Annotated in this window: 18 protein-coding genes; 11 read left to right on the plus strand and 7 right to left on the minus strand. The window is 43.6% G+C overall.

Features of this window, described 5'->3' with window-relative positions; genetic code table 11:
• Positions 1-2: 2 nt before the first annotated feature.
• Positions 3-1,199 carry an Nramp family divalent metal transporter gene (locus tag ACXAGK_RS05670; protein WP_474854763.1) on the minus strand — a complete coding sequence of 399 codons (1,197 nt, stop codon included), beginning with the start codon at positions 1,197-1,199 and terminating at the stop codon, positions 3-5.
• Positions 1,200-1,451: 252 nt separating this feature from the next.
• Here ACXAGK_RS05670 and ACXAGK_RS05675 point away from each other — a divergent pair, with 252 nt between their 5' ends.
• Entirely contained in the window at positions 1,452-2,150 is a 699-nt protein-coding gene (locus ACXAGK_RS05675) for a UPF0149 family protein (RefSeq protein WP_474854765.1), read from the plus strand.
• A 31-nt stretch (positions 2,151-2,181) separates the two neighbouring features.
• On the opposite strand, the gene ACXAGK_RS05680 is transcribed toward ACXAGK_RS05675, so the two are convergent.
• The 3 genes from ACXAGK_RS05680 to ACXAGK_RS05690 form a co-directional block, all read right to left on the minus strand.
• On the minus strand, positions 2,182-2,373 hold the full coding sequence (locus tag ACXAGK_RS05680; protein ID WP_474805194.1) for a hypothetical protein: 192 nt from the start codon (positions 2,371-2,373) through the stop codon (positions 2,182-2,184).
• A gap of 183 nt (positions 2,374-2,556) precedes the next feature.
• Positions 2,557-2,985, minus strand: a complete 429-nt coding sequence (locus ACXAGK_RS05685; protein ID WP_474805196.1) for a CopD family protein — start codon at positions 2,983-2,985, stop codon at positions 2,557-2,559.
• A gap of 1 nt (position 2,986) precedes the next feature.
• On the minus strand, positions 2,987-4,663 hold the full coding sequence (locus ACXAGK_RS05690) for a chloride channel protein (protein WP_474854768.1): 1,677 nt from the start codon (positions 4,661-4,663) through the stop codon (positions 2,987-2,989).
• Between the two features lie 105 nt (positions 4,664-4,768).
• Between ACXAGK_RS05690 and ACXAGK_RS05695 the strand changes: the two genes are divergently transcribed.
• Complete coding sequence (locus ACXAGK_RS05695) at positions 4,769-5,476, plus strand: DUF6776 family protein (protein WP_474854769.1); 708 nt, start codon at positions 4,769-4,771, stop codon at positions 5,474-5,476.
• Between the two features lie 125 nt (positions 5,477-5,601).
• On the opposite strand, the gene ACXAGK_RS05700 is transcribed toward ACXAGK_RS05695, so the two are convergent.
• Entirely contained in the window at positions 5,602-6,852 is a 1,251-nt protein-coding gene (locus ACXAGK_RS05700) for a putative manganese transporter (RefSeq protein WP_474854771.1), read from the minus strand.
• Between the two features lie 91 nt (positions 6,853-6,943).
• A complete protein-coding gene (gene azu / locus ACXAGK_RS05705; protein ID WP_474854772.1) occupies positions 6,944-7,393 on the minus strand; it encodes an azurin in 450 nt (149 codons plus the stop codon).
• A gap of 201 nt (positions 7,394-7,594) precedes the next feature.
• Between azu and ACXAGK_RS05710 the strand changes: the two genes are divergently transcribed.
• The 5 genes from ACXAGK_RS05710 (at position 7,595) to minE (ending at position 11,658) form a co-directional block, all read left to right on the plus strand.
• Positions 7,595-7,927: a hypothetical protein gene (locus ACXAGK_RS05710; protein ID WP_474854774.1), complete on the plus strand. Its 333-nt coding sequence runs from the start codon at positions 7,595-7,597 to the stop codon at positions 7,925-7,927.
• 124 nt (positions 7,928-8,051) lie between these two features.
• Positions 8,052-9,419: a class II fumarate hydratase gene (locus ACXAGK_RS05715; protein WP_474854776.1), complete on the plus strand. Its 1,368-nt coding sequence runs from the start codon at positions 8,052-8,054 to the stop codon at positions 9,417-9,419.
• 350 nt (positions 9,420-9,769) lie between these two features.
• Positions 9,770-10,564, plus strand: coding sequence for a septum site-determining protein MinC (gene minC / locus ACXAGK_RS05720; RefSeq protein ID WP_474854778.1), 795 nt, complete (start codon positions 9,770-9,772; stop codon positions 10,562-10,564).
• 30 nt (positions 10,565-10,594) lie between these two features.
• Entirely contained in the window at positions 10,595-11,404 is an 810-nt protein-coding gene (gene minD, locus ACXAGK_RS05725) for a septum site-determining protein MinD (protein WP_474854780.1), read from the plus strand.
• Positions 11,404-11,658 carry a cell division topological specificity factor MinE gene (gene minE / locus ACXAGK_RS05730; RefSeq protein ID WP_118492536.1) on the plus strand — a complete coding sequence of 85 codons (255 nt, stop codon included), beginning with the start codon at positions 11,404-11,406 and terminating at the stop codon, positions 11,656-11,658. Before minD ends, minE begins: the two co-directional genes overlap by 1 nt.
• Before the next feature lie 31 nt (positions 11,659-11,689).
• Here minE and ACXAGK_RS05735 read toward each other — a convergent pair whose 3' ends face one another.
• Complete coding sequence (locus ACXAGK_RS05735; protein WP_474854782.1) at positions 11,690-12,523, minus strand: polyphosphate kinase 2 family protein; 834 nt, start codon at positions 12,521-12,523, stop codon at positions 11,690-11,692.
• Between the two features lie 128 nt (positions 12,524-12,651).
• On the opposite strand from ACXAGK_RS05735, the gene ACXAGK_RS05740 reads away from it, so the two are divergent.
• The 4 genes from ACXAGK_RS05740 (at position 12,652) to ACXAGK_RS05755 (ending at position 16,738) form a co-directional block, all read left to right on the plus strand.
• Entirely contained in the window at positions 12,652-13,434 is a 783-nt protein-coding gene (locus ACXAGK_RS05740) for a hypothetical protein (protein ID WP_474854784.1), read from the plus strand.
• Positions 13,435-13,483: 49 nt separating this feature from the next.
• Entirely contained in the window at positions 13,484-15,361 is a 1,878-nt protein-coding gene (locus ACXAGK_RS05745) for a methyl-accepting chemotaxis protein (protein ID WP_474854786.1), read from the plus strand.
• 258 nt (positions 15,362-15,619) lie between these two features.
• Positions 15,620-15,964 carry an iron-sulfur cluster insertion protein ErpA gene (gene erpA, locus ACXAGK_RS05750; protein ID WP_025256292.1) on the plus strand — a complete coding sequence of 115 codons (345 nt, stop codon included), beginning with the start codon at positions 15,620-15,622 and terminating at the stop codon, positions 15,962-15,964.
• Positions 15,965-16,165: 201 nt separating this feature from the next.
• Positions 16,166-16,738: a glutathione S-transferase family protein gene (locus ACXAGK_RS05755; RefSeq protein ID WP_474854788.1), complete on the plus strand. Its 573-nt coding sequence runs from the start codon at positions 16,166-16,168 to the stop codon at positions 16,736-16,738.
• Positions 16,739-16,823: the final 85 nt, after the last annotated feature.

The raw sequence follows: 16,823 nt of genomic DNA on the forward strand, positions 1-16,823 counted from the left end.
TGTTAGCTGAAAACACCGATCAGTTTATATAGGCCTAAACCAATCACTGTGCCAACTACCACAAAGCCTGCCAGGTTGCTTTTCCACGTATTTCTAAACTCACCCAGCGCTGTGCTTTTATTCATAACGACCAGCAAAAATATTGCGATAATAGGTAGCAGTAAGGCATTTGTTGCCTGGGCAAACAAAATAGCGGGTAGAGGCTTAAAGCCAAGTGCTGCAACACTTACCCCAACTACAATGATAATGAACCAAACAGCTTTAAAGCTTTTACTTTGCATATCATCAGATAGTCCTAGCGCGCCAGTTACGGCATAAGCGGCGGCTAGGGGGGCGGTAATGGCACTGGTCAAACCGGCCGCGAACAAACCTAATGCAAAGAACCACTGCGCCTTGTCACCTAAAACCGGTTTTAGCTGCTCGCCCATGTTCGAAGCGTCCATAGTGGCCGCTTGATTGAAGAACGCCATCATTGCTGTTGCCATTACGATAAGGGTAATAAGCCCACCCATACTTATTGCCCTAGCCGACTGGTTTCGACAGGCTATTACGGCGTCATTTTTATCCTGCCCTTTTGATGATTTCGCAACTAAGCTGGCGTGAAGGAATAAGTTGTATGGCACAATGGTTGTACCAATGAGGGCTAGCACAGTGGTAATAGCATCTGTGTCTAGTCGCGGTGAAGTAAGCTGGCTAAACATAGCAGCAATATCAGGCTTGGCTACAAGCAGCGTCACTAAAAATACCCCGGCCATGATAAAGACAAGGTAAACCAATACTGTTTCTATCCACTTGTAGCTGCCTGACCATAGCAACACAATTGCGATAGTGCCCAATATGCTGGCCCACTGACCAATGCCTAAATTGATAAACGCGTCTAGACCGATTGCAGCGCCGGTTAGGTTGCCCGATTCATAGGCTGCGTTACCAATGCCAATAGCGCTAACGATGAGTACAATGAAGGCGTTTTTAAGCCATGGCTTATACGCCATGTTTTTCATTGCGCTTGCCAAGCCTTGACCACTTGCAACACCAAGACGTGCAGCCATGTCTTGCAATACTATGGTTGCAAATATGGAAAAAAGTAGCGCCCATACTAAGTGAAAACCAAAGTTTGCACCCGCCAAGCTTGCTGTAGTTACTGTTCCAGGGCCAATGAAGGCGGCCGCGATGATATATCCTGATTTATCTTTTGCCATTGCAACGACTCTTAGTTAAGTTTTGCTATCATGACAATAGGTGGGCGAGCACGCAACAGTACCGCTAAACCAATACAGTAACAGATTGGTTTTAAACCTATTGTCGCGTACCCAGTGCAAAGGACTTATTTTTTCTGCGTGCCTAACCCCAACTATGTGGGAGAAGTATAAGGTCAGAAAACACGCCCTCTGCAAAGTGGCCGCGCAGACTACCGTTTCGAGAAAGAGAACGCAAATTAAAAAAGGAAGGTAATGATGAAAGACGGGTTTCCAGTACACATCATCAGCGATATTGTTTCGCATCCCAATTTCAAAAATGTACTTCCGAATGCTTATCAGGTTGATGGGATGATCTTTGCGGTTGCCGCCGCACCAGAAATCCCCATGCCCGAGCAATGGATGCCTTGGCTCATTCAATCTAGTGATAGCAAGCTAGTAGATAAAGATGTCGATAAGCTTGCAGATAGCTTGATGAACGGCTTGCGCGCCCATTTAGATTTAATGCGCCAGAGTAAATCACCTTTATCTATTGAACTCACCGAAGCGATAGAAGTGAAAGGAGTGATGAGGCCTTCAAAGGAATTAGAAAGCTGGCTGAACGGGCTTTTACAAGTACATAAGCAGTTAGAGCCAGTGTGGCAAAATGCTTGGAACCATCTTGATAAGCGCTCTGAACAGAATACAAGTGACGATAAGGATAAACTAGAAGAAGCTAAACTAGCTGAACCTGCGGAGGCGAGGTTGTCCCGTTGTTTAAAACTTTTTTCAACGCTTGCCAACATAGAATTGGCTTTGTCCTACAGAAACGAAACGCAAGTTGCACAGCTTGAAAGTAATATACACATGCTTGTTAAGCAGTTGCCATCGGTACTCGCAGATTTTACCAAGTTATCCGGAGAGCTGGCGCAGGCATTACCCAATCAATTCGAAACCTTTAACAAAGTTACTTAAGGCTTAATATAATCGGTCTCACCGTAGCTGGTTAACGCTGCCGTTGCTGTTGGTGACGTTGGTTTAACGTGTGTTTTAGCGAAGCCGTGTAGCTATCTAGCTCAAGTTTCGCCTTCTCGTATTGCTCATTTAACAGTATAGAGGCAGGCTCTCTCATTAGCGCCTTAAACGCAATATCCGTCTGTTGTAGTAGGTGTTTGAGGTGTTGATTACTGTCATCCATGGTAAACATTCCGATAAAAACAATTCAATAAACCCGATATATCGTGACTCTCGGGCGGCTATGTGTGATGTCTACAACACTCTCTACATAAAGATTCAAAAACTTTTTTGCATCACACTGTAGTACGAATTCCTTGAGTACTGACTTCCTTACTGTCTATGAATGTCTGCGTGTAGTTAAGCCCTAGAAGGGTTTAACTACAGCTAGACATACAACTGCGAGAATAATTAACACTGGGGCTTCATTCAAAAAGCGATAGAAGCGGGGAGTGTGCCTATTTTCATCTCGTGCGAACTGCTTCATCAACTTAAACAAATAGAAGTGGTAAGCGTAAATAGCAAGTAGCAGCAGCAATTTTATGTGAAGCCATCCTGACATTTTAAACCAGGTGCCACCATAGCTGACAATAAGCGCAACGCCGAATGCCAGAGTTAATAAGGCGAATGGAGTAACGAAGAGCCACAATCGGCGCTCCATAACTTTAAATTCATCTTTAACTATTTGAGACTTAGTCGTGGCATGATAAACAAAAAGTCGTGGTAAATAGAAAAGCCCTGCCATCCACGCCAGCATGAAAAAGATGTGCAGTGCCTTAAACCATAAAATGTACATATTAGTAATGTGCCTTTTGTAAGAAGCTTTGCAAGATATTCCAGGTTACTACACCAATGATATCGTTAAGCTCCTGATCGTAAATATAAACTGCGCCAGAGCGCGAATTTTTAAGATGTTCGTATACTTCGTGCAGCGTAGACTGCGCGCTGATGCCTTCCATTTCATAATAGTTTAACGCGGAGGCATCGTGTTCCAAACTTACATTGTATTGGACCAGTTTATACTGCACATCTATTTCAAATTTTGATTTCTGAATGACAATTTTTGTCGGATCGCCTTCTAAATAGTTAATTAGCGCTTGTTCTGGGGCATCGTGAAAAAGCTTATAATCTGTATTCATTGCTGCCAGTACACCGGTCTTTTCAAGAGCCTCTCGGATAGATGAAATGGCGTATGGTAGATTCTGATAGTCAAGCTGACGTATAAAAATAGAGCGGTTGCCGAAAAACTGCGTTGAAGTTACGTAAGCAGGTACTATCACCAGCATGGCTGGCAGAATTATTTGAGGGCTATAGGAAAGCTCCATAACCGCAGATAGTGCAGCGAGAGGCGCGTGTAATACCGCCGTCAACATACCCGCAATACCTAGCAATGCGAAGCTGTTAGTGAACTCAGGCACGTTGATAAAGTAGGCTAGCGGCAATAAAAGCACGGCACCAGCGAGCATACCGATAACCATCACCGGGCCTATGATCCCTCCAGGAATACCAAGGCCGATAGCAAATACCGCTAAGATAACCTTAAACACAAGGGTAGATACTAACAATAGCGCGCCAGGTGAACTATCGAATAAGTGCTCTACATCGATAAAATTCGCCCCAAGTGCCTCAGGTATAAACATACCTATAGTACCGGTAATTAGCGCTGCAAGTATTAAACGCCACACCATAGAAACCGGTCGGAACCAGGTCATAACACGCATAAGTTGGCTATTAAAAAGCACAGCCAACATACCCAGTAAAATGCCTAACAATACTAAATAGAAATACATCCACTGGCTAAAGGCATTGAAAGATAAGAAGGAAAGTTCATTGACCTCTCCAAATACAATACGGGTAAGCACAGAGCCACAGGCTGCGGCTAGCATGATAGGTACAAATATGTGGATTTTGTATTCTCGAAGCACGACTTCCATTACAAAGATAACGGCAGCGAAAGGGGTATTAAACGATGCAGAAATGCCCGCAGCAATGCCACAGCCTGCAAGAATTCTAATACTGTTATAGGGCAGACGAAGCCATTGCCCAAGAAAACTACTGCCCGATGCTCCCATATGAACAGAAGGACCTTCTCTTCCTACGACGAAGCCTCCAGCAAGCGCTAGCATACCGCCAAAGAACTGATTGATGGTCGTTCGAAACGGAATATGACCGTAATAGTATTTTACCCGGTGTATAACGAAAGGAATACCCAAGCGGTAGTGTTTGAAGCCAGTGAGAAAAGCAATGAATAGTATTAAGCCAACACTAATAAGCGGCATGATAAGCCACACTAACCAGTCGTAAGCAAGAATTGACTTAAGCGACGATACCCCTGTTTCTTGAAGCCATTCAACACATAGCCGAAACAATATGATAATAAGCGCCGCGCAGGTTCCCCCTACAATGCCCAGCATGCACAACTGAATAGTAGTGCGTGGATGAGCTAACTCCTCTCTTAAAGCCTGCAAGCGCATGTTGTGGTACAGTAGATTAACGTAGCTAGCAGCTTACCATAAACACTTAAAATTCATAATATTTAGAACGCGTTAGCGTTTTTGTAGTTTTTCATTGAAGAAATTATGACGACAGACCAATTAAAAGATTTATTAGGCAACTATAAATGGACCTTGATGGTAGCGCTTATCATGTTCGTCATGATTGGATTCGGTTACAAGCTGGCGCGAATTATTGACGAAGGCGACAGCAAGAAAGTGCAGGCTCAAAAAGAAACTATTGCTATTTTGTCTGAAGAAAATAATGCGCTAACGACGAAAGTAAATCAGCTTGAAGTAGCCTTGGAACTTGCCACACTAGAGTCTGAAAATATCGCAAAAACGTTAAGTGAACAGAAGAAAGAGCTAGAAGCACAACAAGAGCTGTTAAGATTCTATGAGCGTGTTATGGCGCCCGAGAAAACCGATGAAGGCTTTGCTATTGAAGGGGTAGAGATCTTTAAATTAAGCGATACATCATATCAGCTCAGGTTAGTCTTACTGCAATCTAAACAGAGAAAAGCAGTGATAAATGGCAACTTAGATATTGCTATTGTAGGCAAAAGAGATGGAAAGCCTGTTAGGCTAGAATCTGGCAGTTCAAGCCTACTTGCTGAAGACGTTAAGTATCGTTTTCGTTTTTTCCAAGCGGTTAACGTAACGCTTAATATCGAAGAGGATATAGATGTAGAGTCTATCGATTTTACTACACGGGTTTATCAATATAAAACCCGCAAGGGCAACTATGAGGTTAGCGTCCCATGGAGCGAAGCGCTTTCAGTTGACGTAGAGTAAGTCTCTTACAACCATAGTTTGGCTAAGTACATAGCTAGGTATACTTAGGTTTTCCACACATATGATTTATTCACGCCCATGGTTTTGGTAAGTAAAAGCTTAATAATTTCTAGGGCATGATCTTGTTAATATTCAAACAGGTACCAGTAGCCATAGCCCACAAGAAAAGCTGGAATGGCAGAATACACAGTAGCGATAAGGGCTGCTTTTGGTGAAAGCGCGATAGCGGGAAACAAGGCATCGCCATCGTTACTAATCGCGTTGCCTAACTGAGCTGAAAAAGGGACTGCGCCATTTAAATACAAGCTAGTGACCAGTATTTGAGGGCCGCAGCCGGGTAGAAAACCTATAACAATAGCCAAGCCGACCAAGCCAGGTCCCATAGCTTTAAGCATTCCCGCTATGTCTAGTCCAAACCAGACAACAGAAAGCTCGAAAATCAAAAATGCGAGTATCACCCATGCCAATACAAATTGCGTATCTAATGCGGCTTTTTCCTGCCACTTAGGCGGGGGCGGAATGACGTCTTCTTTGGCAATAGAGGCGTATCCGCTTCCAGAACCACATAGTGACCAAAGCACCAAACTTGCTATACATAAAGAAGCGCCAATTAGTGTTAGCGTATTCTCACTGATAGCCAAGTAACTGTGAACGGGGAGTTGAAACGCCAGAGCCAAGGCAACTGCTAGCGACGGTAAGCTCACAATCATCCAGAATGCTGTAGATAGTGAAGCGGCTTTATGGCTTAGTGCTTGATGTTTATCTGTGTTCTGGGGCTCTTGGTTAGAATCAACCGTTTCAGGTGCTCGATAATTATGGAATTTATTAACCACTAATCCCGTTGCAGCGCCCACGGTGACACTGACTGCCATTACGGTTAACGCATCTAATGGTGCTTGGGCTAGTAATAGAAACGCCGCATCTCCCATGGTGCTGGTTAATACCGCTACCACAGCGCCAAAACTGGTAACACCTCGTGTGTACTGCGTTACCACAATAATTGCACCACCACAGCCGGGTAAAGCACCAAGCAGTGCCGAAAGGCCTACCTCGTGGACGGGGTGGGTTTCCATGTAGTTGCCAATAGCATCGGCTGAGACCCGCAATGTGGCCAAGTAATAAAGTGCAAGTGATGCATAAACAAATGCTGCTACTTGGAAGTATGCGTCTGATAAAACTGAAAGCGTTACAGAATGGGTACTGCTATGAGTAAGTAGGATTAAAACTAAAAGCGGCATCAACAGTCGCTTATTAGCTAACAGCGGGTAAAGAGTGCTTTGCATAAAACCTTGAGTAAAGCTACCAAGAAAACGTGGCCGATAATTATCGCTCTCCAACGCTCTTGAACTTTTCGATGTTTGGGGCGCTGTATCCATTACCACTTCACTCTTAAATTACTGAACACTATTTTGAAGGCGCACAATTGAAAGTGCGCCTTCCGTTTGCCTATCGACAAATCGCATACGCTTAGCTAGAAAGGGTAACTGTTCCTTGCATAATTCCGATATGACCGGGGAATGAGCAGAAGAACATGTATTCTTCGTCTTTGCTTAGACCTTCAACAGAAAACGTAGTAGAGGTTTGTTCGCCACCACCAATTATATCTGTAGCGCCAATTACACGTTCATCATCTGGCTTGATGTAGTCATTGTCGAGTCCGGCGCTCATGCCGTCTGTTGCCACTGCTTGCCCGTTGGCTTTGGTGGTCATTACCCAATTATGACCCATAGATTGCTTCGGGAGTTGACCAGTATGCTTAAGCGTAACGGTAAATTCGCTGCAGCTTGCAGGAATCGTTACGTTTTTTGTATTGAACTGCATCGCGTCATTTGATTCCACAGTAGTCTCACATTCATTAGCAAATGCACTGGAAGCTAAAAGAAAAAGGGCTGTGCCGCCAAGTAGTTTCTTCATCATGAATAATATCCTTTGAATATAGATTAACCGCACCTTTCGGTGGAATTAGAAGATTCCATTTTCAATACGAAAAAGCATAGCACTGGATCATATTAAATGCTAATAATTATCATTTGAGTTTTTATGGTGAGTTTGCTATCAATAGTTCTTGCCTATTCACCGCGTTATTTTTTGATGCACTCTTGATAAACGAAAAAGCTAATGTCATCGATACGAAATGCACGTAAACAAATTCGTTTTGGACACAACGATATTGAACGGGATGTATTGGTTAACTATTTAGACAGTGTGACCTGCATCGCTAATTTACTGCCACAAAAAAGCGACAAGTTTGCGATTTATATCAATGCCGTTGAATTGCTGTATGAAGTCATTTGCGACCCGCTAGTTTGTAAACAATGGCGCTATGCCTGTTTAGACCACTTATACAGGCCTTTACTTAACGCTGAGCGCTACGCCTGTACCGAGAGTGATCGAATTACGCTTGCAAGATTAAAAATAAATATGCATGTGCTAGTCCCACATTTTTTATGAGCGGCTAACGAGGGAGATATCTACTGAGTACTCTTTGTTTGCACTTGGTAGCCCGGGTAGACCTTTGATGACAGCGTGATAAACACGCCAAAAATTCAGTTACATCAACACAAGGATACGAGTTATGACAGCAACACGCACAGAACGCGACAGCATGGGTGAGTTACAAGTGCCTGAAGATGCACTTTACGGCGCACAAACTCAACGTGCTATTCAAAACTTCCCGGTCAGTGGACAGCGGATGCCTGAAGCTTTTATACGCGCGTTGCTCACTGTAAAAAAAGCTGCAGCGCAAGCAAATATGAAGCTGAAAACACTAGATAGCGATCGCGGTTTGGCGATAGTTAAAGCCTGCGATGAACTGTTAGCCCTTGATGATGTGATGCAGCATTTTCCGGTAGATGTCTTTCAGACGGGGTCCGGTACCAGTACAAACATGAATGCCAACGAAGTAGTAGCCCGTTTGGCATCTCGTTATTCAAGTGAAGAGGTTCACCCGAACGATCATGTAAATTATGGGCAAAGTTCAAATGATGTAATACCAACAACCATTCACGTAAGCGCGGCTATTGCCTTATCAAATGAGCTAGTGCCTGCTGTGGAAGGTTTGGTTAGCATTATTGAAACGAAAGCAAAGTCTGTCGCGCAATATTGTAAAACCGGGCGCACTCACCTTATGGATGCGATGCCAGTAAGAATGGATCAAAGTCTACTCGCTTGGGTATCTCAGCTTAAGCAGCAGTTAAAAAATCTTCGTGCTTTGCAACCTGCTATCCAAACCCTTGCTCAGGGAGGTACGGCAGTGGGTACGGGTGTAAACGCCCATGCTGACTTTGCAACAACATTTTCAGATACGCTAGGAGAACTGACCGATATCGCGTTTAAACCAGCAGATAATTTCTTCGCGCTTATTGGTTCTCAAGACACTGCAGTAACGCTTTCAGGTGCCACGAAAAGCCTGTCAGTAACCTTAATGAAAATTGCCAACGACCTGCGCTGGATGAATTCCGGTCCGCTAGCAGGTTTAGGCGAAATAGCTTTGCCAGCATTACAGCCCGGCTCGTCGATAATGCCAGGTAAGGTTAACCCAGTTATTCCTGAAGCGGTGGCAATGGCTTGTGCACAGGTGATAGGTAACGATGCGGCAATTACCGTAGGCGGGCAGTCTGGAAACTTTGAGCTCAACGTCATGCTGCCTATGATTGCCAGCAATTTGTTATCAAGCTTGTCGCTAATGACCAACAGTGCGACGCTTATTGGCGAACAAGCAATTGAAGGATTCACGGTCAACCAAGATAACATTGAAGCGCCTCTTTACAGAAACCCTGTCCTCGTTACCGCGCTCAATCCTGTCATCGGCTATGCAAAAGCCGCGGAAATTGCCAAAGCAGCGTATAAGGAGAATAAGCCTGTTATCGATGTGGCTGAAGCAATGACAGATATCTCTCGGGATGAGCTGGAAGCCCTGCTAGACCCTAGAAAACTCACTTAGCTGTAAAGCGCTTAAAAAAGGTCTAGAAACCGATGTGGACTGAAAGAAGTGCGATTTACCATCGCACTTTTTTTGTGGTTTGACTCAAAGGAAATTGGGTAAAAAAATCGCAGAGCACCTGCTTGCCTAAAAACTATTCGATGGTTGGCACGTTCCTAGCTAAAAAGCTTAGGCAAAACCTGTTTTAACCGGTATAGAGTTGCTGTATGTGAACAGGAATTTTGGTACAGTGATGTTATAAATTATTTGTATAGCTGCGTAAGACAGCGACAGACATTAGCGCTAATAGGTTTTACTTATTTTGATGGCCAATTGCTAGGAAAAAAGTAACGCCTTTTCGGGATGAAAAAATGACAGAAACTTGCTTTCGCATGAAGGGCACTACGCTCACCAGTATTGTGTTAGAAGTAATAGATTTTGAGCCAGATAACTTCGAAGCTCAGCTATCTAAGAAAGTTGCGAGCGCGCCGCAGTTCTTTACCCGTTCCTCACTGATTTTGCATTTGATAAAGCCTTTGTCTGCTACCGAGTTTGAACTGCTGGTTGCACTTTGCCGTCGGTTGCAATTGCAGCCTATGGCAGTGAAAGGTGAAGTGGCAGAGCTGAAACCGACCATTAATGATTTGGGATTAGCTGATGTAAGCCAAAGTAAATTTACAGATAGCGCGCTTCGCTCACAAAAAGAGAGCGCTAATAACGGCACTGAAAGCGGCAGCAACAAAGCCCATAGCGACGAGCGCGCGCCTCAGGCTCAACAGCAAGCGGCTGCAGAGCCATCCAAAAGCGAGTCTGCGCCTACAGCAGCTCCCGCACTTAAGCCTGCTAAAGTTGTCAATCGTCCTGTACGTTCTGGTCAGCAAGTTTATGCTGAAGGCAGTGACTTAGTAGTAACTGCGTCAGTGAGCGAAGGTGCTGAGCTTTTGGCTGATGGCAACATTCATGTTTACGGTACGTTGCGCGGACGCGCGTTAGCTGGCGTTAAAGGCAACACGGGGGCTCGTGTATTTTGTCAGTCATTAGACGCAGAACTCATTTCAATTGCTGGGCAATTCATTATGCATGACACCGTAAAGGGTGAGTGCTGGAAGAAGCCTGCACAAGTGTATTTAGAAGAAGAAACATTACGTATAGAGCCGTTAGCTTAATGCTTTGTACGCACTAATAGGAAAGAATAGATGGCAAAGATTATCGTAGTAACCTCAGGAAAAGGTGGTGTAGGTAAAACTACATCGAGTGCAGCAATAAGTACGGGGCTTGCGTTAGCAGGTCATAAAACGGTAGTGATAGATTTCGATGTAGGCCTGCGAAACCTTGACCTTATCATGGGTTGTGAGCGCCGCGTTGTTTACGACTTCGTTAACGTTATCAATAAAGAAGCGTCACTAAAACAAGCGCTAATTAAAGATAAGAGAACGGAAAATCTTTTCATTCTTCCCGCTTCTCAAACTCGCGATAAAGATGCACTTACTGTAGAGGGTGTGCAAGCAGTATTAGATGAGCTTAAGAAAGACTTCGAGTACATCATTTGTGATTCGCCAGCAGGTATCGAGCAAGGTGCTCAAATGGCGCTTTATTTTGCTGATGAAGCCATTGTAGTAACCAATCCTGAAGTATCGTCGGTACGTGACTCAGATCGTATTTTAGGTATTTTACAAAGCAAATCGATGCGCGCAGAAAAAGGCGAACCGGTTAAAGAGCATCTGCTTCTTACTCGCTACAACCCAACGCGTGTAGAAAGTGCGGAAATGTTAAGTGTTGCAGATGTAGAAGAAATTTTGGCTATCCCACTTTTAGGTGTCATTCCAGAATCAGAGTCAGTGCTTAAAGCGTCAAACCAAGGGCAGCCGGTTATTCTTGACGAAGAGGCGAATGCAGGACAAGCTTATGCTGACGCCGTTAAACGTCTGCTAGGCGAAACTGTTCCACATCGTTTCCTTGAAGCAGAAAAGAAAGGGTTCTTTAAGCGTCTTCTAGGAGGGAAGTAATGGGAATTTTCGACCTGCTCAAAAAGAAGCAAAAGCCGAGCACTGCCGCTGTAGCTAAAGAGCGGTTACAAATTATCGTTGCACATGAACGTAAAAAGCGAACCGAACCTGATTACTTGCCCATGATGCAGCAAGAAATTATCCAAGTGATTAGAAAATACGTTTCTATCGCGGATGATCAGGTGTCAGTTCAGCTTGATAATAATGACGAATGCAGCGTACTAGAGCTAAACGTAACGCTTCCGGAAAACTAGTTGGTAATAACCGATAGAAAATAGTAATAGATTATTCTTTATCGGTGCTTCTTAGCTTTTCCTCGTTAACGTCTAGTTGTTTTGAAGCCATAGCAATGAGCTTCTCATCTAAAGGGGGAGGGGTAATATCTACCCCTTCACTTAATGCTTGAACGAGGGTCTCAAGTACGTCAACTCTCGCCTGCCACTTGTACTCTCCATTTATAATATGCCATGGGGCGTAATCGGTATGAGTCTTCTCGAACATATCGTTGATAGCTTCAACGTAATGTTCGCGCATGCGACGATTGTGTAAGTCCTCTTCAGTGAGCTTCCAACGCTTAAAAGGGTTGTGTAAGCGCTCTTCAAACCTTTCGCGCTGCTCATCGGCAGAGATATGCATAAACAACTTTATGATGCGAACACCATTATCGCTAAGCGTTTTTTCAAATTCATTTATCTCTTTATAACTACGCTGCCAGTCTGTAGCGGGGATTAGCTCGTCAACCCGCTCAACCAGCACTCGTCCATAGTGGGAACGGTCAAAAATTGTGAGCTTTCCAGGTGAAGGGATCTGTTTCCAAAAACGATAAAGAAAGTGTTTTTCACGCTCTTCCTTTGTTGGTGCAGCTACTGGACACACGTTCACGGAGCGAGGATCTAACTTTTCTGTGATACGTCGTATAACTCCACCTTTGCCTGACGCATCCCAACCTTCAAAAACGATAAGCGCGCGTCTTTTTTGGTGATAGTAGGACTGCTGAACATGAAAAAGAGATTCTTGGCATGCACTTAACTGATTTTTGTATTCTTCTTTCTCACTAAATCGAGAACGACCGAAATCGTCAAACAAGGTAGCGGAAGTTTTTGAATGAGAAGAGCTCATATAAATAACCTATATTTCAGATAGATATCAGAGTTTTTACCACGAATTATTAATTTTTAAGAAATCTCATGCAGAATTAAAAAGAGCGTCTACACTTACCTGTCAAATTACGCTAACAGGATTTAAGTATGCAGTTCAACGTTTCTTCGTTGGTTCTTTTGACGGCAATTTGTCTTTTTTCTCTTAATACCCATAGTGCAACATGGAGTGAAAACGAGCTTCATATCCAGCACGGGAAGCTCAATCAGCCTTTTGCTGAGGCCTCGGGTACCGAACTTACTACAACAATTTTTACGTTCCAGCATGCCAGCGGGTGGGAGTATGGCGGAAATTTCTTTTTTGCTGACTATTCAAGCACGTCCGCCAGTGATGAACTATACGCAGAGTGGTACCCCACTTTCAGCTCTAAAGCTCTATTTAATGCTAATTACAGTGGCGTGCTTAGCGATATCAGTTTTGTCATGGGCGTAAATATGGCGCCAGAGTCAGACGTTTTAAAATATCTGCCAGGCATTCAACTTCATCTCGACGTAGAAGGCTTCCAGTTTTTGAATGTGCTTGTCACCGCATATTTAGATGATAGCGAGGGACTCAGTGCTGGTGGAGCACCTAAAGAAGACGACAGCTGGATGGTTGATATTGCTTGGCGATACCCCCTAAGTCTTTCTTCACAGCAATTTTATATTGAAGGACATGCAGAGTACATCGATGAAAGAACATCTGAAATACCTGGCGCTGTAGTCGAGTCGTGGGTATTGGCTCAAATCCAAGCGCGATGGGACGCTGGGCAGGCTTTCTTCAATGTGAAGGACAGGCTGTTTCTAGGGGTAGAGTATCAGTATTGGAACAACAAGCTAGGAACGCAAGAAGAAGACAGCGTTGTTCAAGCGCTGGCAGTATGGCGTTTTTAAGCCACACTTAGTGTTGATAGTTATTTAATTTTATTTGGAGTAAATCAATATGCAATTAAAGCGTTTGCTTTTCATTGCGTTAATTTCCGCGCTTATTGTACCTGTGGTGATTACCACGGCCGTATTTGCAACGTCTATTTTAACTTTTCTTACTAATAAGGTAGAGACATCAGACCTACCTACCGCTCTTGAAGAGGTCAAGAATGCTGTTGAATTAGATTTGCAGAGTACAATACTCCCAAGCCGTTCATTGGCTAACAATATGTACATAAAACGTTGGATGCAAAATGGTGAGCCTTCAGAAGGCGTTGACGTACTTACCAGCCACCTTGCGGAAATAAAGCGAGAAAGTAATGCCATTAGTGCTTATGTTGTGTCGGGAAACTCTAATAATTACTATACCCATGATGGTATAGATCGCCAGATCACACCTCAAGGCGACGCTTGGTTTCAAACCTTTATTAATAGCAGTCAGCCTTTTGAAATTGCTATTGATATCAACAAATCGAACGGCGTTGCTTCAGCGTTCATTAATTATGCGATAAAAGTTGAAGGAGAGCGCGTAGCGCTTGCTGGAGTCGGTTTATCGTTAGATGCTATGTCTAAGCTGATAGCTTCTTATAAAGTTGCTGAGAGTGGCATTGTTTATCTAGTTGACGACGCCGGTAGTATTGCTTTGCACCCAAACATGTCAAAGCGTGGCGAAAAGTTGAATGCAAGTGCATTTGTGAACAATCCCAGTGAACTAGAAGTGTCTGGCAATGATGTAACACGTCTTGCAGTAAAACTGAATTCCTTGGATTGGTATTTAGTTACAGAAGTTCCAACCGATGAGCTTTACGGAGCCATTAACACGGCTGTTTTAACTAACATACTCATTGCGCTTATTATCATAGCGCTAGGTTTGGTGGGAATGAGATTCTTGTCGAACAAGATTTTTGCACCTATTGATACTATTACCGCCGCTGTTACTTCGTTAAACGAACGGGATGGCGACCTTACTGCTCGCTTGAATATCAGTGAAGATAACGAGGTTGGCGCTTTATCTGCTCAAATAGATTTATTTTTGGAAAAGCTCCATGCCATGTTCCTCCAGGTTTCAGAAAGTGCGCAGCACGTAAAGGGCATAGCTGCCCAAGTTTACGAACAAATAGAGCTTTCCCAAAGCTACTCTTCAAGACAAACCGACAGCACCAACTCGGTAGCTGCAGCAATTGAAGAAATGGACTTGACTGTACGTGAAATATCAAACAGTGCTCAGGGCGCATCTGAAGTCGCTAATACTACCGAAGAAAACGTCAGCGCTAGTGCCAATACAATAGACAAGGCTATGCAAAACATGAGTGAGCTTAGCGGTGTCATGACAAAGTCGGTCAACTCAGTTAACGAGCTCTCTAGCAGTATTAATTCTATTTCTTCTATTTTGGATGAGATCAGAGGCATTTCTGAGCAGACTAATCTACTTGCGTTAAATGCAGCTATTGAAGCGGCTAGAGCTGGGGAACAGGGCAGAGGTTTCGCAGTGGTGGCAGACGAGGTTAGAAACCTTGCGAAAAGAACAAACGAGTCTACGACAGAAATTAGCCAGCTTATGGATGAACTAAACAAGCGCACGTCGGACACTGTAGCGGATATCTTGCGAGGTAACGAAAGTACACAAGCCACGTCTGAGTTCTTATCAACCTGTGTGCAGGCTCTCTCAAACATATCGGCTGAGGTAAGCAAGTTAACCGAAGCCAATACCCATGTGGCTTCAGCAACCCGAGAGCAATCTGCAGCTACCGGTGAGATCAGCGAAAATATTTCTGTCATTTCGCAAACGGCAGAGGAAACATCTCGCAGTATGGAAAGAAGCTATAGCTTGGTCAATGAGCTTGATGAAGAGGCGAAAGCGTTGGATAACACTATCAGTAAATTTACGCTTTAATGCAGGTTAGCCACAGTCGTTGTTTGGATAGTTCGAGAGCTACTAGAGTTAATTCAGGTGCTACTAGTTGGTTCAAGTGCTATTACATGGCTTAATTTTTATCTCATGGTTTGCTTGTTATTTCATGGTTTGATTGTTAACTCATGGCTGAGGTTGATTCGTTAAGTTTTGCCCCAATAATTGCTAACTATCCGCAAGTATTAGATAATTGCGGGCAAGCAGAAAGTGCGTTAGCACGAGATTATTGTAGAGGTGGGTATGTCTGTAGAAACGGCGTTGCCAATTGAGTTTTCAGACGCTGCAGCAGCGAAAGTGAAAGCCCTTGTTTCAGAAGAAGAAAATCCTGATTTGAAATTACGTGTATACGTAACAGGTGGTGGTTGTTCGGGCTTTCAATATGGCTTCACATTCGATGAGAAGGTGAACGAAGGCGATATGACTATTGAGAAAGACACAGTAACTATGGTTGTCGACCCAATGAGCCTACAATATCTAGTAGGTGGAATAGTTGATTACGTGGATGGCCTTGAAGGGTCACGCTTTTTAGTTCAAAACCCTAATGCCACGACTACCTGCGGCTGTGGCGCAAGCTTTAGCGTTTAAGTAAGTTCGTTTAAAAGCGAGCTAAACGCTGAGCGCTTAAAACACGAAAGTCTGCATTTATAACCATTTGCAGTTAAAGCGATAGGCATACATCGCATCATTTTGTATGCCTGTCGGTTGTTCTACTTACAATACTTCCTTTTAATTTCAAATTCTGGCTACACTGATTTCAACAAACGACCATAGTTTAGGACAGCGTTTATGAAATTATATGGCTCTACTACTTCTCCCTATGTACGCCGCATTCGCATTGTATTAGCGTCTACAGAACACGAATTTTTAAATCTTCAAATCTTTTCAGGTGAAGATCGCGAACTGCTTGCTTCGCGCAACCCAACCTTAAAAGTACCTTGCCTTGAAGACGATGGGCAAATGATTTTCGATTCTCGCATTATCTATAGTTATCTTGCCGATAAGCTTGATCATGATGGGTTAAGTTGGGAAGAAGAGAATCAGCTAACATTAATTGACGCCGCTAACGATTCATTTGTTCAGCTTATGCTTCTAAAGCGTTCAGATTTTGATATTAGCGAAGATAAAATGTATTACCGACTTCAAAATGAGCGGATTGAAGCAGTATTGGATGCGTTGTCAGAACAACTAGATGCGGGTGGCTTTAGTGGATGGACTTACCCGGAAATCTGTTTGTATAGCATGATCGACTGGGTGCTTTTCCGCGAATTACACAGCATGAAAGACTACCCACAATTGTTAGCGTTCCATGAAAAGCACCATAACAGAATTGAAGTAACCGCAACTGACCCGCGTAGTTAGATTTAGTCAGATATCATGGCCAGGTAAATGTAGGCAAATTAGGTATAAATAGGTAATGCTGTCCTAACTTACAATCACCACTCTA

The sequence above is a fragment of the Alteromonas sp. ABM1_013 genome, assembly GCF_056160505.1.

Coding starts and splice junctions, on each gene's coding strand:
- ACXAGK_RS05670 (WP_474854763.1), bottom strand. CDS start 1,199: ATGGCAAAAGATAAATCAGGATATATCATCGCGGCCGCCTTCATTGGC.
- ACXAGK_RS05675 (WP_474854765.1), top strand. CDS start 1,452: ATGATGAAAGACGGGTTTCCAGTACACATCATCAGCGATATTGTTTCG.
- ACXAGK_RS05680 (WP_474805194.1), bottom strand. CDS start 2,373: ATGGATGACAGTAATCAACACCTCAAACACCTACTACAACAGACGGAT.
- ACXAGK_RS05685 (WP_474805196.1), bottom strand. CDS start 2,985: ATGTACATTTTATGGTTTAAGGCACTGCACATCTTTTTCATGCTGGCG.
- ACXAGK_RS05690 (WP_474854768.1), bottom strand. CDS start 4,663: ATGCGCTTGCAGGCTTTAAGAGAGGAGTTAGCTCATCCACGCACTACT.
- ACXAGK_RS05695 (WP_474854769.1), top strand. CDS start 4,769: ATGACGACAGACCAATTAAAAGATTTATTAGGCAACTATAAATGGACC.
- ACXAGK_RS05700 (WP_474854771.1), bottom strand. CDS start 6,852: ATGGATACAGCGCCCCAAACATCGAAAAGTTCAAGAGCGTTGGAGAGC.
- azu (WP_474854772.1), bottom strand. CDS start 7,393: ATGATGAAGAAACTACTTGGCGGCACAGCCCTTTTTCTTTTAGCTTCC.
- ACXAGK_RS05710 (WP_474854774.1), top strand. CDS start 7,595: ATGTCATCGATACGAAATGCACGTAAACAAATTCGTTTTGGACACAAC.
- ACXAGK_RS05715 (WP_474854776.1), top strand. CDS start 8,052: ATGACAGCAACACGCACAGAACGCGACAGCATGGGTGAGTTACAAGTG.
- minC (WP_474854778.1), top strand. CDS start 9,770: ATGACAGAAACTTGCTTTCGCATGAAGGGCACTACGCTCACCAGTATT.
- minD (WP_474854780.1), top strand. CDS start 10,595: ATGGCAAAGATTATCGTAGTAACCTCAGGAAAAGGTGGTGTAGGTAAA.
- minE (WP_118492536.1), top strand. CDS start 11,404: ATGGGAATTTTCGACCTGCTCAAAAAGAAGCAAAAGCCGAGCACTGCC.
- ACXAGK_RS05735 (WP_474854782.1), bottom strand. CDS start 12,523: ATGAGCTCTTCTCATTCAAAAACTTCCGCTACCTTGTTTGACGATTTC.
- ACXAGK_RS05740 (WP_474854784.1), top strand. CDS start 12,652: ATGCAGTTCAACGTTTCTTCGTTGGTTCTTTTGACGGCAATTTGTCTT.
- ACXAGK_RS05745 (WP_474854786.1), top strand. CDS start 13,484: ATGCAATTAAAGCGTTTGCTTTTCATTGCGTTAATTTCCGCGCTTATT.
- erpA (WP_025256292.1), top strand. CDS start 15,620: ATGTCTGTAGAAACGGCGTTGCCAATTGAGTTTTCAGACGCTGCAGCA.
- ACXAGK_RS05755 (WP_474854788.1), top strand. CDS start 16,166: ATGAAATTATATGGCTCTACTACTTCTCCCTATGTACGCCGCATTCGC.